Consider the following 19495-nt stretch of genomic DNA (forward strand, 5'->3'; position numbering starts at 1 on the left):
TCAAACTGTATATTTGATTTGTTGTTTTTCCTGATGACGTTCCAAGGCAAGTTTCACGAGTTTTTCAATTAACGCTGGATAGTCGACACCTGTGTGCTTCCACAATAACGGAAACATGCTGAAAGGAGTAAACCCAGGCATTGTATTCACTTCATTAATATAGATTTGCCCTTCATTTGTTAAGAAGAAATCAGCGCGAACCAATCCAGAGCAATCCAATGACTTAAAGGCAGTAATGGCCATTTCGGATAAAGCTGCATACTCGCTTTCCGTTATCTCCGCCGGGATGACCATCGCTGAATTACCGTCTACATATTTTGCTGAATAATCATAGAAGGCAAAATCTTTCTTAGGGATGATTTCGCCTGCCACGGAACAAGACGGTTCATCATTACCAAGAATACCAAACTCGAGTTCACGAGCAACGACCCCTTCTTCAATGATGATCTTCCGATCGAATTGAAAAGCTTCCGCTACCGCTTTTTCCAATTCATCAGCATCATTACATTTGCTGATACCCACACTCGAGCCTAAATTGGCAGGTTTGACAAAACAAGGGTACCCCAATTCATCCGCTACCTTTTTAATGGCACTTTCAGTATTCTTCTCCCATTCAGAACGAATGAACCAAGTGTATTTGACTTGAGGAAGTCCCGCTTGAGCAAAAATGTTTTTCATGATGACCTTATCCATTCCTGCTGATGAAGCTAAAACGCCATTTCCTACATAAGGAAGGTTCAATAGTTCCAGCATCCCTTGTACGGTCCCATCTTCTCCATTTGGTCCGTGAAGCAATGGGAAAATTACGTCATACCCTGTTGATTCACTATTTTCATCAGTTGAATGTGCCTGCAAGGCAAGAGGCGAGCTCGATTTTTCCGGTGAAAATGTCAAAGCCTCCACATTCTCAGCAGGTCCTGTTAACTTCGGTCCATTAATCCATGAACCCTCTTTTGTTATGTAAATCGGATATATATCAAACTTTGCTAAATCGAGAGCTTTAATGACCGCTAAAGCCGTCTGCATAGAAACCTCATGCTCCGCAGATTTTCCACCATAAAGCAAACCAAGTTTAGTTTTCATGAGTTATTACCCTCCAATATTCTTTTAACCATGTCCATTGTATCACTTTACACTAAAACGGATAAAGCAAACTCCATATTTCTTTTTTATTACAACTTACACCCGCCTGCCCTACTGCCTGTTAATGCGGGGTAAAACGATACTTCCATCATTAGTGCTTTTACAATGATTACCATCAGCGGAGCACAGGTTAAATTCGCCACGTCCTATGGCAACACCTGTGCTAGCACATCCTGTGCGTCGCCCTCTCTTATCTTTTATGCATGAGATGGTAAGTCTTACACCTAAAAAATTCAATGATTTCAAATCACCCAATCCACGAACTTCGGAAGTCGGGATAATTAGGAGGATGATGTATTTTTAATAATGCTTTCCCATACCTTTTCTTTTCGATTGAAGGTAATAAAAGCATCTGGCTCCTTAATATCTCTATCCGAAAAGTCATCATGCATTTCATCCATGTTTAAATAATCCCCTACGACCCATGCAGGTATCTCAATTTTCGTTCTTGTATACTTAACATGACGAAAGGAAAAAACGAGCCCCTCTGCCAGAATATGAGCCAAGGAAGAAATGATTTCTGGCGGAATCGCCGTCAGCTCTTCTTTCTTTCTGATTCCAAGCCACGTCCTCTCAACTTTTAAAGGCTCCAGCTTTAGCGGAATCAGGCTTCCTAACATCATATAATATGTCGAAAGAGAACGAAAATAAATTTTATTGAACCAGCCATCATCCTGGGCAAGGTACACAAATTGATTATTCAATTTACGGAAAAATGGGGGATCTAGATGGGTTTTTGTGTGCCCTAAATATAAAAGTTCCGCTATTTCCCTTCCATCCAATTCATCCAGACCTTCCGCTTCTTCAAAATCGATCCAACAGAAATCTCCATATGCCCGGACATTTTCTTTAACGAGCTTCGCAATATCTTCAGATGAAGCGCTCTCTAGCAGGACATTCAAATTGTATTCCCCACCATCGAATTGATGTTTCAATAATAAGATGGAATCCAAAGTATATGGCAGCGAATAGACGAATTCACGAAAATTGATTCCATTAAAAAGGACAAACCGTTCGGAAGCCTGCATATGCATATATAAGATATCATTACTATCATTCTTCATAACCTGATCCCCTCCGAGCTCACTATCAATAATGTTATTTTATCAAACTTTTTGGTTTTCACGTAAGTTATATAACCCTCCATATTAACCTAAGGTTAAGGAACACACTCGACAACTTTTAATATCCATTTAATAGTAAAAAATAAAATTCTGGAGGAATTGATCATGGATAAAATTGAAAAAGGTTTTATCATTAATTCTTTTCATGAGGCCGCTTCCCTTTATGCTGATGCAACTAAAAAATTAGGTTTTTGGAAATCAGAGAAATATGCATTCGAAAAATATTTATATCAGAATGATGCAATCCTTGATATCGGATGCGGTACAGGAAGAACCACCTTCGCACTATATAAAACAGGTTTTCAAAATATAACGGGAATCGATCTAACCCTTGCCATGCTTAATGAAGCCGAAAAAATAGCGCATGAATATAACCTGGACATCCCATTTATCCTTGGAGATGCCACGAACCTCCCTTTCAAGGACGCATCATTCGATAAAGCAATCTTTGCTTTTAATGGGTTAATGCAAATTCCCCAGCGACAACACCGCACATTGGCTTTAAAAGAAATCAACCGTATTTTAAAACCTGAAGGAATCTTCATTTTCACAACACATGACCGTGATAAAAATGAAAATTACCTGAACTTCTGGGAGCAGGAGGAAATTATTTGGTGTGGAGGTAAACAAGATGAGAGGCTTTATGAGTTTGGGGATATTCTCACATCCGGAACGTTTCAAAAAGATACATACCTCCATATCCCAACACAACTTGAAGTACTTGATTGCCTGGAGGAAGCAGGGCTTACAGTCATTGAGAGCTTTTACCGCAGTGAATTATTTGATGAAAACGAAGATGTCAACGATTTCTCTTCCGATTGCCGCTTCTGGATCGTTCAAAAATCAGGAAGCGCATTTTAATTCAAAAAAATCCAGAGTGATATTTCACTCTGGATTTTTTGTATTAAGAAACTTGTTCTAGTTCCTTTTTGGAAGGAGGGTTGAATTGACCTTCCCATTTAGAGATGACGATTGCTGCAAGTGAATTACCGATAACGTTTACTACTGTACGTCCCATATCAAGAATACGGTCGATACCGGCAATAAATGCTAGACCTTCAATAGGAATACCGACAGTTCCCAATGTCGCTAAAAGAACTACGAAAGATACACCCGGTACACCCGCAATCCCCTTGGACGTGATCATTAACACTAGCATTAGCGTAATTTGCTCATACATGCTTAAATCGATTCCGTACATTTGAGCGATGAAGATAGCTGCTAACGCTTGGTATAATGTAGAACCATCAAGGTTAAAGGAGTATCCAGTCGGAATAACAAATGTAGCAATATGTTTCGGACATCCCGCTTTTTCCATTTTTTCCATAATCTTAGGAAGAACCGCTTCTGAACTTGCAGTAGAGAAAGCAAGAATCAATTCTTCTTTTAGAAGTTTAATCAACGTAAAGATATTGAATCCGACAAATTTCGCAATAAGACCAAGAATGACTATTACAAAGAAAATCATTGTTCCGTAAACAGAAAGCGCTAACTTTCCTAACGGAATTAAAGATTCCAAACCGAATTTGGAAATAGTCACACCGATTAGTGCAAATACACCGATAGGAGCGAATTTCATGACCATGTTAGTTAGGTAGAACATTCCTTCAGCTACACCTTGGAAGAAACGGAATACTGGTTTACCCTTTTCACCGATGGCCGCAATACTAAGTCCAAACAACACGGAGAAGAAAATGATTGCTAGCATATCGCCTTCTACCATGGCTTTAACTGGATTGGATGGCACAATGTGAACGATTGTATCTACGAACGATTCATGTTGCTTAGTTTCGGCTGTATCAACATACGTAGAAATATCAGTTTGTTCTAGCTTGTCCATATTTACACCAACACCAGGCTGGATGATATTCGCTGAAATTAAACCAACAGCAATCGCTATCATAGTTACCACAACAAAGTATGATATTGATTTAGCTCCAAGTTTACCTACTGATTTTAAATCGCCTACACCTGCAACTGCAACGATAAGACTTGACACAATGATTGGTACTACAATCATTTTAATCATTCGTAGGAAAATGTCTCCGAATGGCTGTAAAAAGTTTTGGGCCGTCTCACTACCATAAAAAATGGCACCAACGATAATCCCTAGAATTAAACCAATGAAAATTTGGCTAGCTAAACTTAATTTGAATTTCTTCATTTACTTTCCTCACCTTCCATAAAGTCTTTGATGCAAAAACATTTTTGTCTCGGTAAGGGAAACAAGATACTAATAAAAAGAAAGTAATTTTTCTTTTTTTGAAAAACTCTGTCTTTACGCCGAAAAAAAAGACACTTCATGTGTCGATTTCTTATTGGCGTGAATATTCACACATGTTCCCTTAAAGACGCTGACGAGGTTAGCTGTCGGGTTAGGAATTGGAAACACAAAGCCCTTTCATTTCTGAATTCACCCCTAGCGGATAAAATCCACAAAAATGGGTCCCCCGTTCTTGGAATAAGATTAAGCGAGTTAACTTATAATAAAATATTATACTAAAAATGATAATCTGTAAATATTTATTCGCATCCAGTTCTAGAAAAAATCTTTAAATATGTCTGAATATTCTGCATTAAAGACTATTGTATCTATAATTACTCTTCCCAATTTTAAATCAATATAAGTTATATTGATATATAATTAATAACTAATTTGACATCACCTCTCTTGAAGAAAAATGCGGTTATTTTTCCAAAATGCCAAGTAACAGGTATCTTACTTTTTCCCTAGAGGTGAATTTTTTATAAGTTGCAGCTTTCACTTTTTCAAATTGAATTGGAGTAATAAAATAAGAATGGTTCTTCACTGCCACATTCGGCTCCATGAGGATGACGTCACCTACCGACGGTCCCTTTATAATTTCTTGCTTACCTTCAGCCTTAAGCCCTTTTGTGATGTAATGTTTATCCACATAGCCTTTTTTAGTCAATTTGTAAACATGAGGCTGTTTTTGGTAATGTACCGCCTCTATAGGAACGGAGGGTACACCGGCTTTCTCATTGGTTATTACAGTAAGGTTCACTTTGGATCCCACCAACAAAAGTTCCGTTTCTTCGCCTTCCGGTTCGATTAAAGCCTGAAATGGAAATCTGTTATCTTTTTTTAATGACGGCTCTTCAGCTGGATAGGAATGGATACGGCCTATCGTTCCTTTCAATGCCTTTTTTGAATCAGAGGAACTTGCTTTTATAGTCATGCCCACTTCAGCCTTTTTCATTTCCTCTTCGGAGAAATCCCCTTCAATTGCCATATTTGTTGAAACGATGGATATAATGGGATTATTCAGGTTTTTATTGATATTTTTAACTACACCATCAGCCTCGCTCGTCGTCACGATCGCACTTGACTGCTCCTCAATTGAACTTAATTTAGCGTCAAGCATTTTCACTTTTTCATTCAAACTGTTTTTTTCTAGTTCCTGCTTGTACATTTCTTGCTCAATGTTACTTTTAATAAGATCTGAAGAGCCTGTTGTTATATCAATATTCAAGTTTTTTTCCACCGATTCATCAATGGATGCTTTTTCAGGATCACTGGTCAAGGTCCCTTGATAAGACCTCAACTTCCCTATGTATTCCTCAACCCCTGCAATTTCTCCCTCAGCTGCCGTTTTCTCCGCTTCCAAATTCGCTTTAAGCGCATCAAGTTCGGTCGTCGTATACTCAAACAACGAGGAGCCAGCCGTAATCGAATCGCCTTCTTTTACAAGGAATTTCTTAAAATCATTTTTCTTGGTATCGAAATAGATATCATACTCTTCTACAGGTTTAATTACCCCTTTAGTTTGAATAGTATCCGTAATTGTATCTTTTTTTACCTTTGTCCAGTTTTCAACGAAAACAGTTCGCTCCACTTTGCTTTCTTTTTTTTCAATAAGGTATATGTTAACGGTTATTAACACTATCGACGCAATCGAGACCGCTGCTATTTTCCATTTCCCGCTCATCCTTTTCACCCGCCTTATACAAATACGCCTACTTGGATGTATGCTAAAAAGGCTTTAACAAACCATGTGGCCAGATAGAATAGAACAATCATTAAAAGGACCAAATAATTATTTCGTTCTGAAAATTCCTTTAAATAAAAATATTGCAGAGCAATAATAAGAAATTGAAAAATGGTGATTTCGCTGAAAAGGTGAATGAAATAATCACTTCTGAGAACATACTGACTGATGATCCCCAATGAAAAAGGATTAGCATCGCTGCCTATATCCATTAAAACGAATAGAGGAATCAGTAATGTTTTTTCCACTAATTGCAAACCAAAAAGAATCATTTGAACGATAACTAATTTTATATATGGGATATCAGTAACGATCCAAAAGAATAGAGCTGCTAAAAATATGTATATGGAAGGGTCGATTATGCCTGTTATTATATTGCCGCTCAAAATCAGCAACTTTGCTGCTTCGAATTCATTGACACTCATCTTCGTGATTTCTTTGGAGAATGATTCTGAACCAATACCAAAATATCCTCCAATGGCGAATACTATAAGGCTAAGAAAATATAAAAATAGTAATTTCACTCCAAGCTTTGTGACTGCCTCTGCATTTTGCAGCTGATAACGACTCCGATAAGGCTCTAAAATGCCTTTTAACAATCTGACCTGGTACACCATATGTGGTCCTCCTGCAAAAAATGATATATCATCATATATTTTATCTTATTTTGGAAACAATTGCAGAAATAAGGAATGAATAAACAAAAAAAACACATAATCCTTACCCTTCAAATTTAGTCACCCAAACTAATTTGGAGTTAATACTGACAAATGATGGGCAAGGACTTTAATGTGCGCAGGCGTTTGTCTATAATTCTCTCCATCCATATCCACATCAAGCGGCATCTTGGTTTCAATGGTCAGGGCACCGGCTTGTATATAAGTCACCCCAGAGCCAAAGCTCAGATTTTCAGTCCGTGAACGTTTCATGGCTATTATTTCTAGTAATGCACCAAGGCTTGCATTCTCCAAGATGGCAACGCCAAAGAGCCCATCGTCTGGACTAACCATGGGAAAGGGCAATAAATTAGTGCCGATAAAACAACCATTCAAGACCAAAATCATTACTGCTTCCCCTTCAATGAATTCCCCATCATATTCTAGTTTATAGGGAAAGGGAGCATTCTCACCAATCGTCCTTACAGCACTTAATAAATATCCTATCTTTCCGAACCTGCTTTTTTCCTGCTCATCAATATTGCTTGATGCATCTGAAATTAGTCCTACTCCCCAAAAATTAGAAAAATAATCGTTATTGGCCTGCCCGATATCAATTGAACGAACCCTGCCATTTACTAGTGCTTCTGCAGCTTGACGAACATTTTGAGGAATCTTTAATGTTCTGGAGAAGTCATTGCAAGTCCCTCCAGGTAAAATTCCAAACAACGGCCGCCTCCGAAGTGGTGAAAGGCCATTTACACACTCATGTACCGTTCCATCTCCTCCTAATACAAAAACTACATCCATGTCTTCACCAAATTCCAAACAATAACGGCATGCATCGCCTTTTTCCTTTGTTTGTAGAATGAGGAACTCATCAATATGTGGAGCTATTACTGGAAGACAACCCTCAAGATTCCTTTCGAGTTTATCATTCCCGGCATTTTCATTAAAAATCAGCATTCCCTTTTTCCATCGCATGATTCTTGCCCCCATATTATTGAAAGAATTGTCTTCTTCCCATCACTTATTCTTTTTCCTAAACCCCCGCTTTTGAAACTCATTAAGATTCAATTGAAAAAAAGAGGCTATACGCCCCTTTCGGTAAAGCCTTCATATATTCGTCAAATAATCCTTCATCATTAAGATAAGCTTTGAACACAAGGGACTTCTTTTATCATTTTTTTCCAAAAATAACAAAAGGCTTTCCAAGATGATGGGGCTTGGTCTAACTTTTGAAAACTCTTCCTGGATCGCCTTTAAAGCTTCCGTATTTTTACGTGTTTCCATTCCCTCTTCTTTACGTGTTTCCACTTCCAGCATCCTGACGATAATCGAATGAATTTCTTCTTTTGGGCTCATATCCCGCATCGAGCATCCTGGTAGGGGAAATTGTTTCAATAATGGATCTTCCATGTTCTGCAGGCTTGCGATAATGGAATCCATCCGGTTCAATATGAAGCTAGGTAACAATTCCACATCGAAAGCATTTTGTTTCCTTATCAATATTCCGATATATCCTTTGAAAAGGGAATCTAAAATTATGGTGCAATCCGGCAGAAGATCAGCCGAAAGTCCCGGGTACAGCTCAATAATTTTACGTTTGAACCAAATCAAGCCCTCTTCATGGATATAATGTAAAAATCTATCTAGTTCTTTGCTGATATGAACCATTTGTTCCTGCATCATCATTTGAATCAAGTTGGTATTTCCCGTCATATGCTCAATGTGAACAGTGATCTGCCTCATGAATTTGTCTTTACTGGACAATGAAGCATCCAGTTCAAGATCAAGTAATGAGTCCGTCAACGCTTCATAATAAAATTTAAAAATGGAGACTAGTAATTCTTCCTTAGATTTAAAATAATTATAAAAAGACCCCTTTGCTATCCCACATTTTTCAGCAATTTCCTGAACGGAAGTAGCATGATAGCCTTTTTCCGCGAAAAGCTCTACAGACTTATCTATGATCATCTTATTTTTTTCTTTCATCAAATTCATCCTATCTCTTAAAATTATCAATTGATGACCAATGGGTCACATCTTCCGAATTGTATCCCAAAACCCTTGAAATCACAACGTTAACACTAACGAATATTATCTATTGCAATCATAATCCATATACTATATATTTGAGTCTATGACCGACTAGTCACAATTTTATGTATGGAGGGTACAAGCTTGAATTCAATAATAAAATTTTCATTAAAGAATAAATTGGCAATCTGGTTGCTTACGATCATCATCGTAGCAGCTGGTTTATACTCCGGTTTAAACATGAAACAAGAAACCATTCCAAGCATCTCGACTCCTTTAATAAGCATCTCCACTGTATATCCTGGAGCTGCACCTGAAGAAGTAGCAGATAAACTCACAGACCAGATTGAGCAGAAAGTAACAAATTTGCCAGGAGTCGAATTAGTCAGTTCTTCGTCCATGGCTAATGTCTCTTCCATCCAATTACAATATGATTATGATACGGATATGGACGATGCAGTAAAAGAAGTGAAAGAAGCTTTAGAGAAACTAGAACTGCCTGAGGGAGTGGATGACCCAAGCGTATCTAAATTAGAATTAAACGCTTTTCCTGTCGTCGCACTCAGTGTAACAGATAAGGGTTCGGATTTACCAGCTCTTACAAAAAATGTGGAAGATGTGTTAGTACCTAAACTTGAAGGAATTGACGGCGTGACATCCGTATCAATTTCCGGACAACAAGTAAATGAAGGCAGCCTTGTATTCGACCAGGAAAAGATGGCTCAATACGGGCTCGATGAAGATACCGTAAAGAAGGTTATCCAGGCCGCAAACGTCAACATGCCGCTTGGCATATATAACTTTGATGATAAAGAAAAAACGATCGTTGTGGATGGAAACATCTCCACATTAAAAGACCTGAAAAATATTAAGATACCTTTAACCGGCGGCTCTCAAACTGGAACGCCAACACAAACCGTACCCGAAACCAATCAATTATCTCCTGAAATGGAAACGGGTCCTGCCCAACTACAAAATGTCAAATTATCAGACATTGCCGATGTTAAAATCACCGGTAAGGCTGAATCGATTTCAAGAACAAACGGTAGCGAATCGATTGGGATTCAGGTTACAAGATCGCCTGATGCCGATACAGTCGCAATCGTAGACGACGTAAAAGAAGAAGTATCGAACTTCAAAGAAGAATTTAAAGGCGTAAGTGTACACACTACGCTTGATCAAGCCCAACCGATTAAAGATTCTGTGGAAACCATGATCAGCAAGGCACTCTTCGGCTGTCTGTTTGCAGTCATTGTTATCATGCTGTTCCTTAGGAACTTTAAAACGACTCTCATTTCTGTCATTTCGATTCCATTATCCCTGTTAGCAGCCCTTTTGGTGCTCAAACAAATGGATATTTCATTGAATGTCATGACACTGGGGGCCATGACAGTTGCCATTGGCCGAGTCGTCGATGACTCCATTGTCGTCATTGAAAATATTTATAGGAGAATGGCTTTAAAAGGCGAACAATTAAAAGGCGGCGAATTAATACGATCAGCCACTAAGGAAATGTTCATCCCTATCCTTTCATCGACAATCGTTACTGTAGCCGTATACTTGCCTTTAGCAAGCGTTACAGGACCTGTCGGGGAACTATTCATGCCATTCGCCTTAACAATGGTGTTTGCATTAGTCGCTTCCTTAATAATCGCCATCACACTTGTTCCGGCAATGGCAGACTCTTTATTTAAAAAGGGACTATCTAAAAAAGAATTAAAATCACATGAAGAAAAACCAAGCAAACTATCTGCATTCTACCGAAAAGCACTGGATTGGTCGTTAAACCATAAGTTAATCACTTTCGGTACAGCCATTGTATTATTGGCCGGCAGCTTATTCCTAATCCCAAGCATCGGTGTCAGCTTCATGCCTGCAGATGAAGAAAAAACGATTATCGTCACTTACACTCCCGCACCCGGAGAGTTAAAAGAGGATATTGAAAAGCAAACAGAAAAAGTAGAAAAATACTTCATGGATAAAGACGATGTGAAGACCGTTCAATACACACTTGGTGAAAGCATGATGGGCGGCATGATGGGCGGCTCGAGTAACTCGGCTCTCTTCTATGTACTCTATGATGAAGACACCGAAAATTTCGGGGACAAAAAAGAAACGGTCATAAAAGATTTAACTGAACTTGATTCACCAGGAACATGGAAACAACAAGAATTCACGTCAACAGCAAGCAACGAAACCACACTATTTGTTTACGGAAATACACAAAAAGACATTGAACCGGTAATTGACGATATTCAAAATATCATGAAGAAAAATAAAGATTTAAAAGATGTTGATACAAGTCTTTCCGATGCTTATGAGCAATATACACTAGTTGCAGACCAGGAAAAGCTAAGCGATCTTGGACTGACAGCTGCACAAATTGGTATGTCCATTGCAAACACGAATAAAGATGATGCTATAACTACGATTAAGAAAGATGGAGAAGAAGTCAAAGTATATGTCGAGACAGAAGAAACGGCATTCGAAGACAAAAAAGATCTTGAGAATACGAAAATTTCTTCTCCTATGGGAATGGAAATCCCATTGAAAGAGCTTGTGAAAATCGAAGAAGGCAAAGCTTCCGATACAATCAGCCGCCGCGATGGAAAAATTTATGCCGACGTGTCTGCAACAATCAAATCGGATGATGTAGCAGCAGTAACAGCTGAGGTACAAAAGGAAGTTGATAAATTAGACCTTCCCGCAAGCGTCTCTATAGACTATGGCGGAGTAACGGAAGATATCCAAGAATCATTCACTCAACTTGGTATCGCTATGTTAGCGGCCGTTGCTATCGTATACTTTGTCCTAGTCGTTACTTTCCATGGTGGTTTAGCACCAATAGCCATTCTCTTCTCCTTACCATTTACGGTAATCGGGGCATTGGCAGGGCTATTCGTTGCAGGTGAGACCATCAGCGTTTCGGCAATGATGGGTGTCCTAATGCTTATTGGCATCGTGGTAACCAACGCCATTGTATTAGTGGACCGCGTTATCAAAAATGAAGAATCCGGACTATCTACCAGGGAAGCTTTACTCGAGGCAGGATCCACCCGTCTACGTCCAATCCTGATGACTGCCCTGGCCACAATCGGCGCTTTAATACCTTTGGCAATCGGTGCGGAAGGCAGCGAATTAATATCACAAGGTTTGGGAATTACCGTTATCGGCGGACTGGTGAGTTCTACATTGCTAACACTTGTAATAGTACCGGTAGTATATGAAGTAATAATGAAAATAGGTAAAAAGAAGAAAAAAACAGTTAAGTAAAGAAGAAAAAGAAAGAGGGGATTCCTTATATTAGGAATCCCCTCTTTTTTGATTCAACAATTGATCAATATGCTCTTAATATATTAACCCTCATACTTCAGGACCTCTTTTGACGGAACTTTATTCCCTCTTCATTTAACCTGCCCCGTCTGATAAGACAAAACGTCCTATTCCTCATTTCAAGGAAACTTGTATGTTTTTAAACTTGATTTAAACAAAAAAAAAGGAAAGGACTCGCTTTCCCTTTTAATTTCTATAGATTAGTGTTTGGTGAAAGTTTGGTCTATCGCATTTGCCAGATCCAGCGATTTTTCTTTTAGATAACGCTTCGTTACGTTTAAATCTTTATGACCGGCAAGCTTGGATATCGTTTGTATATCTATTCCATTATCCACTAACCTTTGGCAAAAGGTATGTCGCAGTTTATGTGGATGCACATTGTATTTTTTTAAAATATATTGAACCGACCTGGGAGTGATCCTTTGATTATAGCTTGAGATGAATAACGGATCTGCTTTTTCTTTTAAAGAATAAAGATAATTTTTTACATGTTGTATAGCCGATAGTGTAAGGGGAACGGATCTATCGATTTCACCTTTTGCGTTCCTGACAAGTATATAATTTCGCTCTGTTTCCATAATGACGTCACGACCATTTAAGTCACATAATTCAGAGACACGGATTCCAGTATGTAACAAAAGGTAGACGATGGCAATGTTCCTTAGATTTCCTTCTGCTTCTATATCCCTTAACAGGATCTGCTGCTCATTTATGCTTAAAGTCTCAGGTATCTCAAACTTGTGCTCCTTAACCTTACGTTCCACAGAAAGCATAACTTGCGGTTTGCCTAAAAATTTAAAGAAAACATTTAGGGCGATATAGTGTTTTTCGATTGTTCCCGGGCTTTTCTTGCAATTTTCTAAATAATCAAGATAACCCTGAACATCTTCAGAATGAATCTCCGTCAATATCTTTTGTGTCTGGTCACAAAACTGTGAAAGGACACCAGTATACGTTTTGATCGTATTAGCTGATTTGCCTTGGTCTCTCAACCATTCAGCAAACGAAAAAATCATTTCATCTTTAGCAGAGGTATCCATCGGCTATTCCCCCATTGACAGTTTCAGAACTACGTTAAGTTTAACATATATCCCTACAGAAACGAAGAATTCTGTCCCTTTGTCTTAAACAGATATGGATAATACAGATAGCTGTAGAGATTCAGATGCATTTATAGTATGTCCTACCATTTATACTGCCTATAACTTTCTTTTTGGTCCTTTTGAGTCCCAACCTTTTTAACAGGTTTAAATAAAAAGATACTGAAGGAAAAACACCTGCAAAAAAAGACCAGCCGGATGGCTGATCTTTGAAATGGCTTGGCGGCGTCCTACTCTCACAGGGGGAAACCCCCAACTACCATCGGCGCTGAAGAGCTTAACTGCCGTGTTCGGAATGGGAACGGGTGTGACCTCTTCGCTATCGCCACCAAACATGAAAGGAACGTTGTTCCTTCAAAACTAGATAATAAGAAGGTATTTCATTTTTTTAAAGCGTTGGTTAAGTCCTCGATCTATTAGTATCAGTCAGCTCCACATGTCGCCACGCTTCCACCTCTGACCTATCAACCTGATCATCTTTCAGGGATCTTACTAGCTTGCGCCATGGGAAATCTCATCTTGAGGGGGGCTTCATGCTTAGATGCTTTCAGCACTTATCCCGTCCGCACGTAGCTACCCAGCTATGCCTTTGGCAAGACAACTGGTACACCAGCGGTGCGTCCATCCCGGTCCTCTCGTACTAAGGACAGCTCCTCTCAAATTTCCTGCGCCCGCGACGGATAGGGACCGAACTGTCTCACGACGTTCTGAACCCAGCTCGCGTACCGCTTTAATGGGCGAACAGCCCAACCCTTGGGACCGACTACAGCCCCAGGATGCGATGAGCCGACATCGAGGTGCCAAACCTCCCCGTCGATGTGGACTCTTGGGGGAGATAAGCCTGTTATCCCCGGGGTAGCTTTTATCCGTTGAGCGATGGCCCTTCCATGCGGAACCACCGGATCACTAAGCCCGACTTTCGTCCCTGCTCGACTTGTAGGTCTCGCAGTCAAGCTCCCTTGTGCCTTTACACTCTACGAATGATTTCCAACCATTCTGAGGGAACCTTTGGGCGCCTCCGTTACTCTTTAGGAGGCGACCGCCCCAGTCAAACTGCCCACCTGACACTGTCTCCCACCCCGATAAGGGGCGCGGGTTAGAATTTCAATACAGCCAGGGTAGTATCCCACCAACGCCTCCACCGAAGCTAGCGCTCCGGCTTCTCAGGCTCCTACCTATCCTGTACAAGCTGTACCAAAATTCAATATCAGGCTGCAGTAAAGCTCCACGGGGTCTTTCCGTCCTGTCGCGGGTAACCTGCATCTTCACAGGTACTATAATTTCACCGAGTCTCTCGTTGAGACAGTGCCCAGATCGTTACACCTTTCGTGCGGGTCGGAACTTACCCGACAAGGAATTTCGCTACCTTAGGACCGTTATAGTTACGGCCGCCGTTTACTGGGGCTTCGGTTCAAAGCTTCGCTTGCGCTAACCTCTCCCCTTAACCTTCCAGCACCGGGCAGGTGTCAGCCCCTATACTTCGCCTTGCGGCTTCGCAGAGACCTGTGTTTTTGCTAAACAGTCGCCTGGGCCTATTCACTGCGGCTTTTCTGGGCTATTCACCCTAAAAAGCACCCCTTCTCCCGAAGTTACGGGGTCATTTTGCCGAGTTCCTTAACGAGAGTTCTCTCGCACACCTTAGGATTCTCTCCTCGCCTACCTGTGTCGGTTTGCGGTACGGGCACCTTACATCTCACTAGAGGCTTTTCTTGGCAGCGTGGAATCAGGAACTTCGGTACTATATTTCCCTCGCCATCACAGCTCCGCCTTAATGGAAACGGGATTTTCCTCGTTTCCGGCCTAACTGCTTGGACGCGCATATCCAACAGCGCGCTTACCCTATCCTTCTGCGTCCCCCCATCGTTCAAACGATGTATAGGTGGTACAGGAATATCAACCTGTTGTCCATCGCCTACGCCTTTCGGCCTCGGCTTAGGTCCCGACTAACCCTGAGCGGACGAGCCTTCCTCAGGAAACCTTAGGCATTCGGTGGAAGGGATTCTCACCCTTCTTTCGCTACTCATACCGGCATTCTCACTTCTAAGCGCTCCACCAGTCCTTCCGGTCTGACTTCAACGCCCTTAGAACGCTCTCCTACCATCGACACCATACGGTGTCAATCCACAGCTTCGGTGATACGTTTAGCCCCGGTACATTTTCGGCGCGGAGTCACTCGACCAGTGAGCTATTACGCACTCTTTAAATGGTGGCTGCTTCTGAGCCAACATCCTGGTTGTCTAAGCAACTCCACATCCTTTTCCACTTAACGTATACTTTGGGACCTTAGCTGGTGGTCTGGGCTGTTTCCCTTTCGACTACGGATCTTATCACTCGCAGTCTGACTCCCAAGAATAAGTATTTGGCATTCGGAGTTTGACTGAATTCGGTAACCCGTTGGGGGCCCCTAGTCCAATCAGTGCTCTACCTCCAATACTCTCATCTTGAGGCTAGCCCTAAAGCTATTTCGGAGAGAACCAGCTATCTCCAGGTTCGATTGGAATTTCTCCGCTACCCACACCTCATCCCCGCACTTTTCAACGTGCGTGGGTTCGGGCCTCCATTCAGTGTTACCTGAACTTCACCCTGGACATGGGTAGATCACCTGGTTTCGGGTCTACGACCTCATACTCATTCGCCCTATTCAGACTCGCTTTCGCTGCGGCTCCGTCTTATCAACTTAACCTCGCATGAAATCGTAACTCGCCGGTTCATTCTACAAAAGGCACGCCATTACCCATTAACGGGCTTTGACTACTTGTAGGCACACGGTTTCAGGATCTATTTCACTCCCCTTCCGGGGTGCTTTTCACCTTTCCCTCACGGTACTGGTTCACTATCGGTCACTAGGGAGTATTTAGCCTTGGGAGATGGTCCTCCCTGCTTCCGACGGGATTTCTCGTGTCCCGCCGTACTCAGGATCCACTCAGGAGGGAACGAAGTTTCAACTACAGGGTTTTTACCTTCTTTGACGGACCTTTCCAGATCACTTCATTTACCCCGTTCCTTTGTAACTCCATGTTGAGTGTCCTACAACCCCAAGAGGCAAGCCTCTTGGTTTGGGCTAATTCCGTTTCGCTCGCCGCTACTCAGGAAATCGCATTTGCTTTCTCTTCCTCCGGGTACTTAGATGTTTCAGTTCCCCGGGTCTGCCTTCAGTACCCTATGTATTCAGGTAAAGATACTGTTCCATTACGAACAGTGGGTTTCCCCATTCGGAAATCTCCGGATCAAAGCTTACTTACAGCTCCCCGAAGCATATCGGTGTTAGTCCCGTCCTTCATCGGCTCCTAGTGCCAAGGCATCCACCGTGCGCCCTTTCTAACTTAACCGTTAAAAAAGATCTTACAGATGCTTTGAAAAAAATTAATTGCCTTCTATCTATTATCTAGTTTTCAAGGAACAAAGCAGAAAGAATCCATCACATCGTGATGTTTGTCTTTCCTATCTGAATGAATTACTCATTCAAAACTGAACAAAACAAAAGCGCTCTCGTAATTATCCTTAGAAAGGAGGTGATCCAGCCGCACCTTCCGATACGGCTACCTTGTTACGACTTCACCCCAATCATCTGTCCCACCTTAGGCGGCTGGCTCCATAAAGGTTACCTCACCGACTTCGGGTGTTACAAACTCTCGTGGTGTGACGGGCGGTGTGTACAAGGCCCGGGAACGTATTCACCGCGGCATGCTGATCCGCGATTACTAGCGATTCCGGCTTCATGTAGGCGAGTTGCAGCCTACAATCCGAACTGAGAATGGCTTTATGGGATTCGCTTACCTTCGCAGGTTTGCAGCCCTTTGTACCATCCATTGTAGCACGTGTGTAGCCCAGGTCATAAGGGGCATGATGATTTGACGTCATCCCCACCTTCCTCCGGTTTGTCACCGGCAGTCACCTTAGAGTGCCCAACTGAATGCTGGCAACTAAGATCAAGGGTTGCGCTCGTTGCGGGACTTAACCCAACATCTCACGACACGAGCTGACGACAACCATGCACCACCTGTCACTCTGCCCCCCGAAGGGGAAAGCCCTATCTCTAGGGTTGTCAGAGGATGTCAAGACCTGGTAAGGTTCTTCGCGTTGCTTCGAATTAAACCACATGCTCCACCGCTTGTGCGGGCCCCCGTCAATTCCTTTGAGTTTCAGCCTTGCGGCCGTACTCCCCAGGCGGAGTGCTTAATGCGTTAGCTGCAGCACTAAAGGGCGGAAACCCTCTAACACTTAGCACTCATCGTTTACGGCGTGGACTACCAGGGTATCTAATCCTGTTTGCTCCCCACGCTTTCGCGCCTCAGTGTCAGTTACAGACCAGAAAGTCGCCTTCGCCACTGGTGTTCCTCCAAATCTCTACGCATTTCACCGCTACACTTGGAATTCCACTTTCCTCTTCTGCACTCAAGTTCCCCAGTTTCCAATGACCCTCCACGGTTGAGCCGTGGGCTTTCACATCAGACTTAAGGAACCACCTGCGCGCGCTTTACGCCCAATAATTCCGGACAACGCTTGCCACCTACGTATTACCGCGGCTGCTGGCACGTAGTTAGCCGTGGCTTTCTGGTTAGGTACCGTCAAGGTACCAGCAGTTACTCTGGTACTTGTTCTTCCCTAACAACAGAACTTTACGACCCGAAGGCCTTCTTCGTTCACGCGGCGTTGCTCCGTCAGACTTTCGTCCATTGCGGAAGATTCCCTACTGCTGCCTCCCGTAGGAGTCTGGGCCGTGTCTCAGTCCCAGTGTGGCCGATCACCCTCTCAGGTCGGCTACGCATCGTCGCCTTGGTGAGCCATTACCTCACCAACTAGCTAATGCGCCGCGGGCCCATCTATAAGTGACAGCGTAAACCGTCTTTCCATCTTCTCTCATGCGAGAAAAGAACGTATCCGGTATTAGCTCCGGTTTCCCGAAGTTATCCCAGTCTTATAGGCAGGTTGCCCACGTGTTACTCACCCGTCCGCCGCTAATCTCAGGGAGCAAGCTCCCATCGATTCGCTCGACTTGCATGTATTAGGCACGCCGCCAGCGTTCGTCCTGAGCCAGGATCAAACTCTCCGAAGAAATGTTTGACTTGCTCATTTGCTTTTTTAATAGTGTGTGCTCACTTAAAATTTAACGTTGGCGCTTTGTTTTGTTCAGTTTTCAAAGAGCAATTTTCACAATCGTTCTTTCGAACGGCTTGTTTATTCATCATAACATCTTATTGATTAGTTGTCAACTTCTGCGAAGTTTTTAACTTATTTTAAACCGCTGTATTTTCCAGCGACCATTTCATCTTATCATTTTCATAGTAAGAAGTCAATAGTTATTATTTCTTTTCAGCAATCTGCCAAAAGTGATGAAGTTTTTCGTTTGTCTTAGTTGGTGCTTATTTATATTAATCCTTTCCTAACATAAAGTCAACACATTTCACAATAAATAATTCTTTTTCTCAAAGTTAGATCAAGAATGGTTTCAAGGTCCGTTTTGCTAAAGGAAAATACACACATTAGTTGGTCAGATTTGAAGGTATCCCGACAAAGCCTAAAAGGTTTTTATCTTTTTCGCTGTTTTCGTAAAGTTTGTTGTTTTCGAAAAAGGGGTATTATGGGATATTAAAATAAAGTAGTAAGTAATCTTTTTTAAGGAGTGATTAAATGGCATATGTTTATACTTTATTTGTTATTTCTGTAATAGGCTTTGTTTGTTATCGGCTGATTAAAAAGAAATCAACGCCTTCAAATAGATACACACCTTATGATGACATCACAATGGGAATTAAAGGTGACGATATACAAAAAGATAATCCAATACAGGATACCAAGCATCACATTCAATATGAAGAGAAATCAAATAACGACAAGACCGTTTAATGCAGTCTTTTATTATGTGGTCAAGAAAGCAACACTGTACAGCCATCTTTTTTCATGACCTTATGAACACAAAAAAGACCAGCCGGATGGCTGATCTTTGAAATGGCTTGGCGGCGTCCTACTCTCACAGGGGGAAACCCCCAACTACCATCGGCGCTGAAGAGCTTAACTGCCGTGTTCGGAATGGGAACGGGTGTGACCTCTTCGCTATCGCCACCAAACATGAAAGGAACGTTGTTCCT

The 19495-nt window shown here is 41.7% G+C and carries 11 protein-coding genes, 4 rRNA genes and 1 riboswitch; of the genes, 3 read left to right on the forward strand and 12 right to left on the reverse strand.

Going from position 1 to position 19495, the window contains the following annotated elements; all coding sequences use genetic code 11:
* The gene (locus BS1321_RS10905; protein WP_063236345.1) at positions 1–1083 is read right to left on the reverse strand and encodes a D-alanine--D-alanine ligase; all 1083 of its coding nucleotides are present in this window, start codon (positions 1081–1083) and stop codon (positions 1–3) included.
* Between the two features lie 341 nt (positions 1084–1424).
* Positions 1425–2207, reverse strand: a complete 783-nt coding sequence (locus BS1321_RS10910) for a hypothetical protein (protein ID WP_063236344.1) — start codon at positions 2205–2207, stop codon at positions 1425–1427.
* A 165-nt stretch (positions 2208–2372) separates the two neighbouring features.
* Between BS1321_RS10910 and BS1321_RS10915 the strand changes: the two genes are divergently transcribed.
* Positions 2373–3128: a class I SAM-dependent methyltransferase gene (locus tag BS1321_RS10915; protein WP_063236343.1), complete on the forward strand. Its 756-nt coding sequence runs from the start codon at positions 2373–2375 to the stop codon at positions 3126–3128.
* 43 nt (positions 3129–3171) lie between these two features.
* Here BS1321_RS10915 and BS1321_RS10920 read toward each other — a convergent pair whose 3' ends face one another.
* The 5 genes from BS1321_RS10920 to BS1321_RS10940 form a co-directional block, all read right to left on the reverse strand.
* Positions 3172–4431, reverse strand: a complete 1260-nt coding sequence (locus BS1321_RS10920; protein ID WP_094246605.1) for a cation:dicarboxylate symporter family transporter — start codon at positions 4429–4431, stop codon at positions 3172–3174.
* A 173-nt stretch (positions 4432–4604) separates the two neighbouring features.
* A riboswitch (cyclic di-AMP (ydaO/yuaA leader) is annotated at positions 4605–4751 on the reverse strand.
* A 203-nt stretch (positions 4752–4954) separates the two neighbouring features.
* Complete coding sequence (locus BS1321_RS10925; protein WP_063236500.1) at positions 4955–6217, reverse strand: efflux RND transporter periplasmic adaptor subunit; 1263 nt, start codon at positions 6215–6217, stop codon at positions 4955–4957.
* Positions 6218–6231: 14 nt separating this feature from the next.
* Positions 6232–6894, reverse strand: coding sequence for a hypothetical protein (locus BS1321_RS10930; protein ID WP_063236499.1), 663 nt, complete (start codon positions 6892–6894; stop codon positions 6232–6234).
* 129 nt (positions 6895–7023) lie between these two features.
* Positions 7024–7917, reverse strand: a complete 894-nt coding sequence (locus BS1321_RS10935; RefSeq protein ID WP_063236498.1) for a YegS/Rv2252/BmrU family lipid kinase — start codon at positions 7915–7917, stop codon at positions 7024–7026.
* A 132-nt stretch (positions 7918–8049) separates the two neighbouring features.
* Positions 8050–8928 carry a TetR/AcrR family transcriptional regulator gene (locus tag BS1321_RS10940; RefSeq protein WP_063236497.1) on the reverse strand — a complete coding sequence of 293 codons (879 nt, stop codon included), beginning with the start codon at positions 8926–8928 and terminating at the stop codon, positions 8050–8052.
* Between the two features lie 189 nt (positions 8929–9117).
* Here BS1321_RS10940 and BS1321_RS10945 point away from each other — a divergent pair, with 189 nt between their 5' ends.
* Entirely contained in the window at positions 9118–12246 is a 3129-nt protein-coding gene (locus BS1321_RS10945) for an efflux RND transporter permease subunit (protein WP_063236496.1), read from the forward strand.
* A gap of 260 nt (positions 12247–12506) precedes the next feature.
* Here the strand turns inward: BS1321_RS10945 and BS1321_RS10950 are convergent, their stop codons facing one another.
* The 4 genes from BS1321_RS10950 to BS1321_RS10965 all read right to left on the reverse strand — a co-directional run bounded on the left by BS1321_RS10950 (position 12507) and on the right by BS1321_RS10965 (position 18462).
* Complete coding sequence (locus tag BS1321_RS10950) at positions 12507–13346, reverse strand: tyrosine-type recombinase/integrase (RefSeq protein ID WP_063236495.1); 840 nt, start codon at positions 13344–13346, stop codon at positions 12507–12509.
* A gap of 277 nt (positions 13347–13623) precedes the next feature.
* Positions 13624–13739: ribosomal RNA gene (gene rrf, locus BS1321_RS10955) — 5S ribosomal RNA — on the reverse strand.
* Between the two features lie 63 nt (positions 13740–13802).
* A 23S ribosomal RNA gene (locus tag BS1321_RS10960) occupies positions 13803–16735 on the reverse strand.
* 176 nt (positions 16736–16911) lie between these two features.
* Positions 16912–18462: ribosomal RNA gene (locus BS1321_RS10965) — 16S ribosomal RNA — on the reverse strand.
* A gap of 575 nt (positions 18463–19037) precedes the next feature.
* Here BS1321_RS10965 and BS1321_RS10970 point away from each other — a divergent pair.
* Positions 19038–19253, forward strand: coding sequence for a DUF3951 domain-containing protein (locus tag BS1321_RS10970; protein ID WP_063236595.1), 216 nt, complete (start codon positions 19038–19040; stop codon positions 19251–19253).
* A 105-nt stretch (positions 19254–19358) separates the two neighbouring features.
* On the opposite strand, the gene rrf (BS1321_RS10975) is transcribed toward BS1321_RS10970, so the two are convergent.
* Positions 19359–19474: ribosomal RNA gene (gene rrf, locus BS1321_RS10975) — 5S ribosomal RNA — on the reverse strand.
* Together the 16S, 23S and 5S rRNA genes form the textbook arrangement of a ribosomal RNA operon.
* Positions 19475–19495: the final 21 nt, after the last annotated feature.

Origin of the sequence: Peribacillus simplex NBRC 15720 = DSM 1321 (assembly GCF_002243645.1) — a bacterium.
Taxonomy (GTDB): Bacteria; Bacillota; Bacilli; order Bacillales; family DSM-1321; genus Peribacillus; species Peribacillus simplex.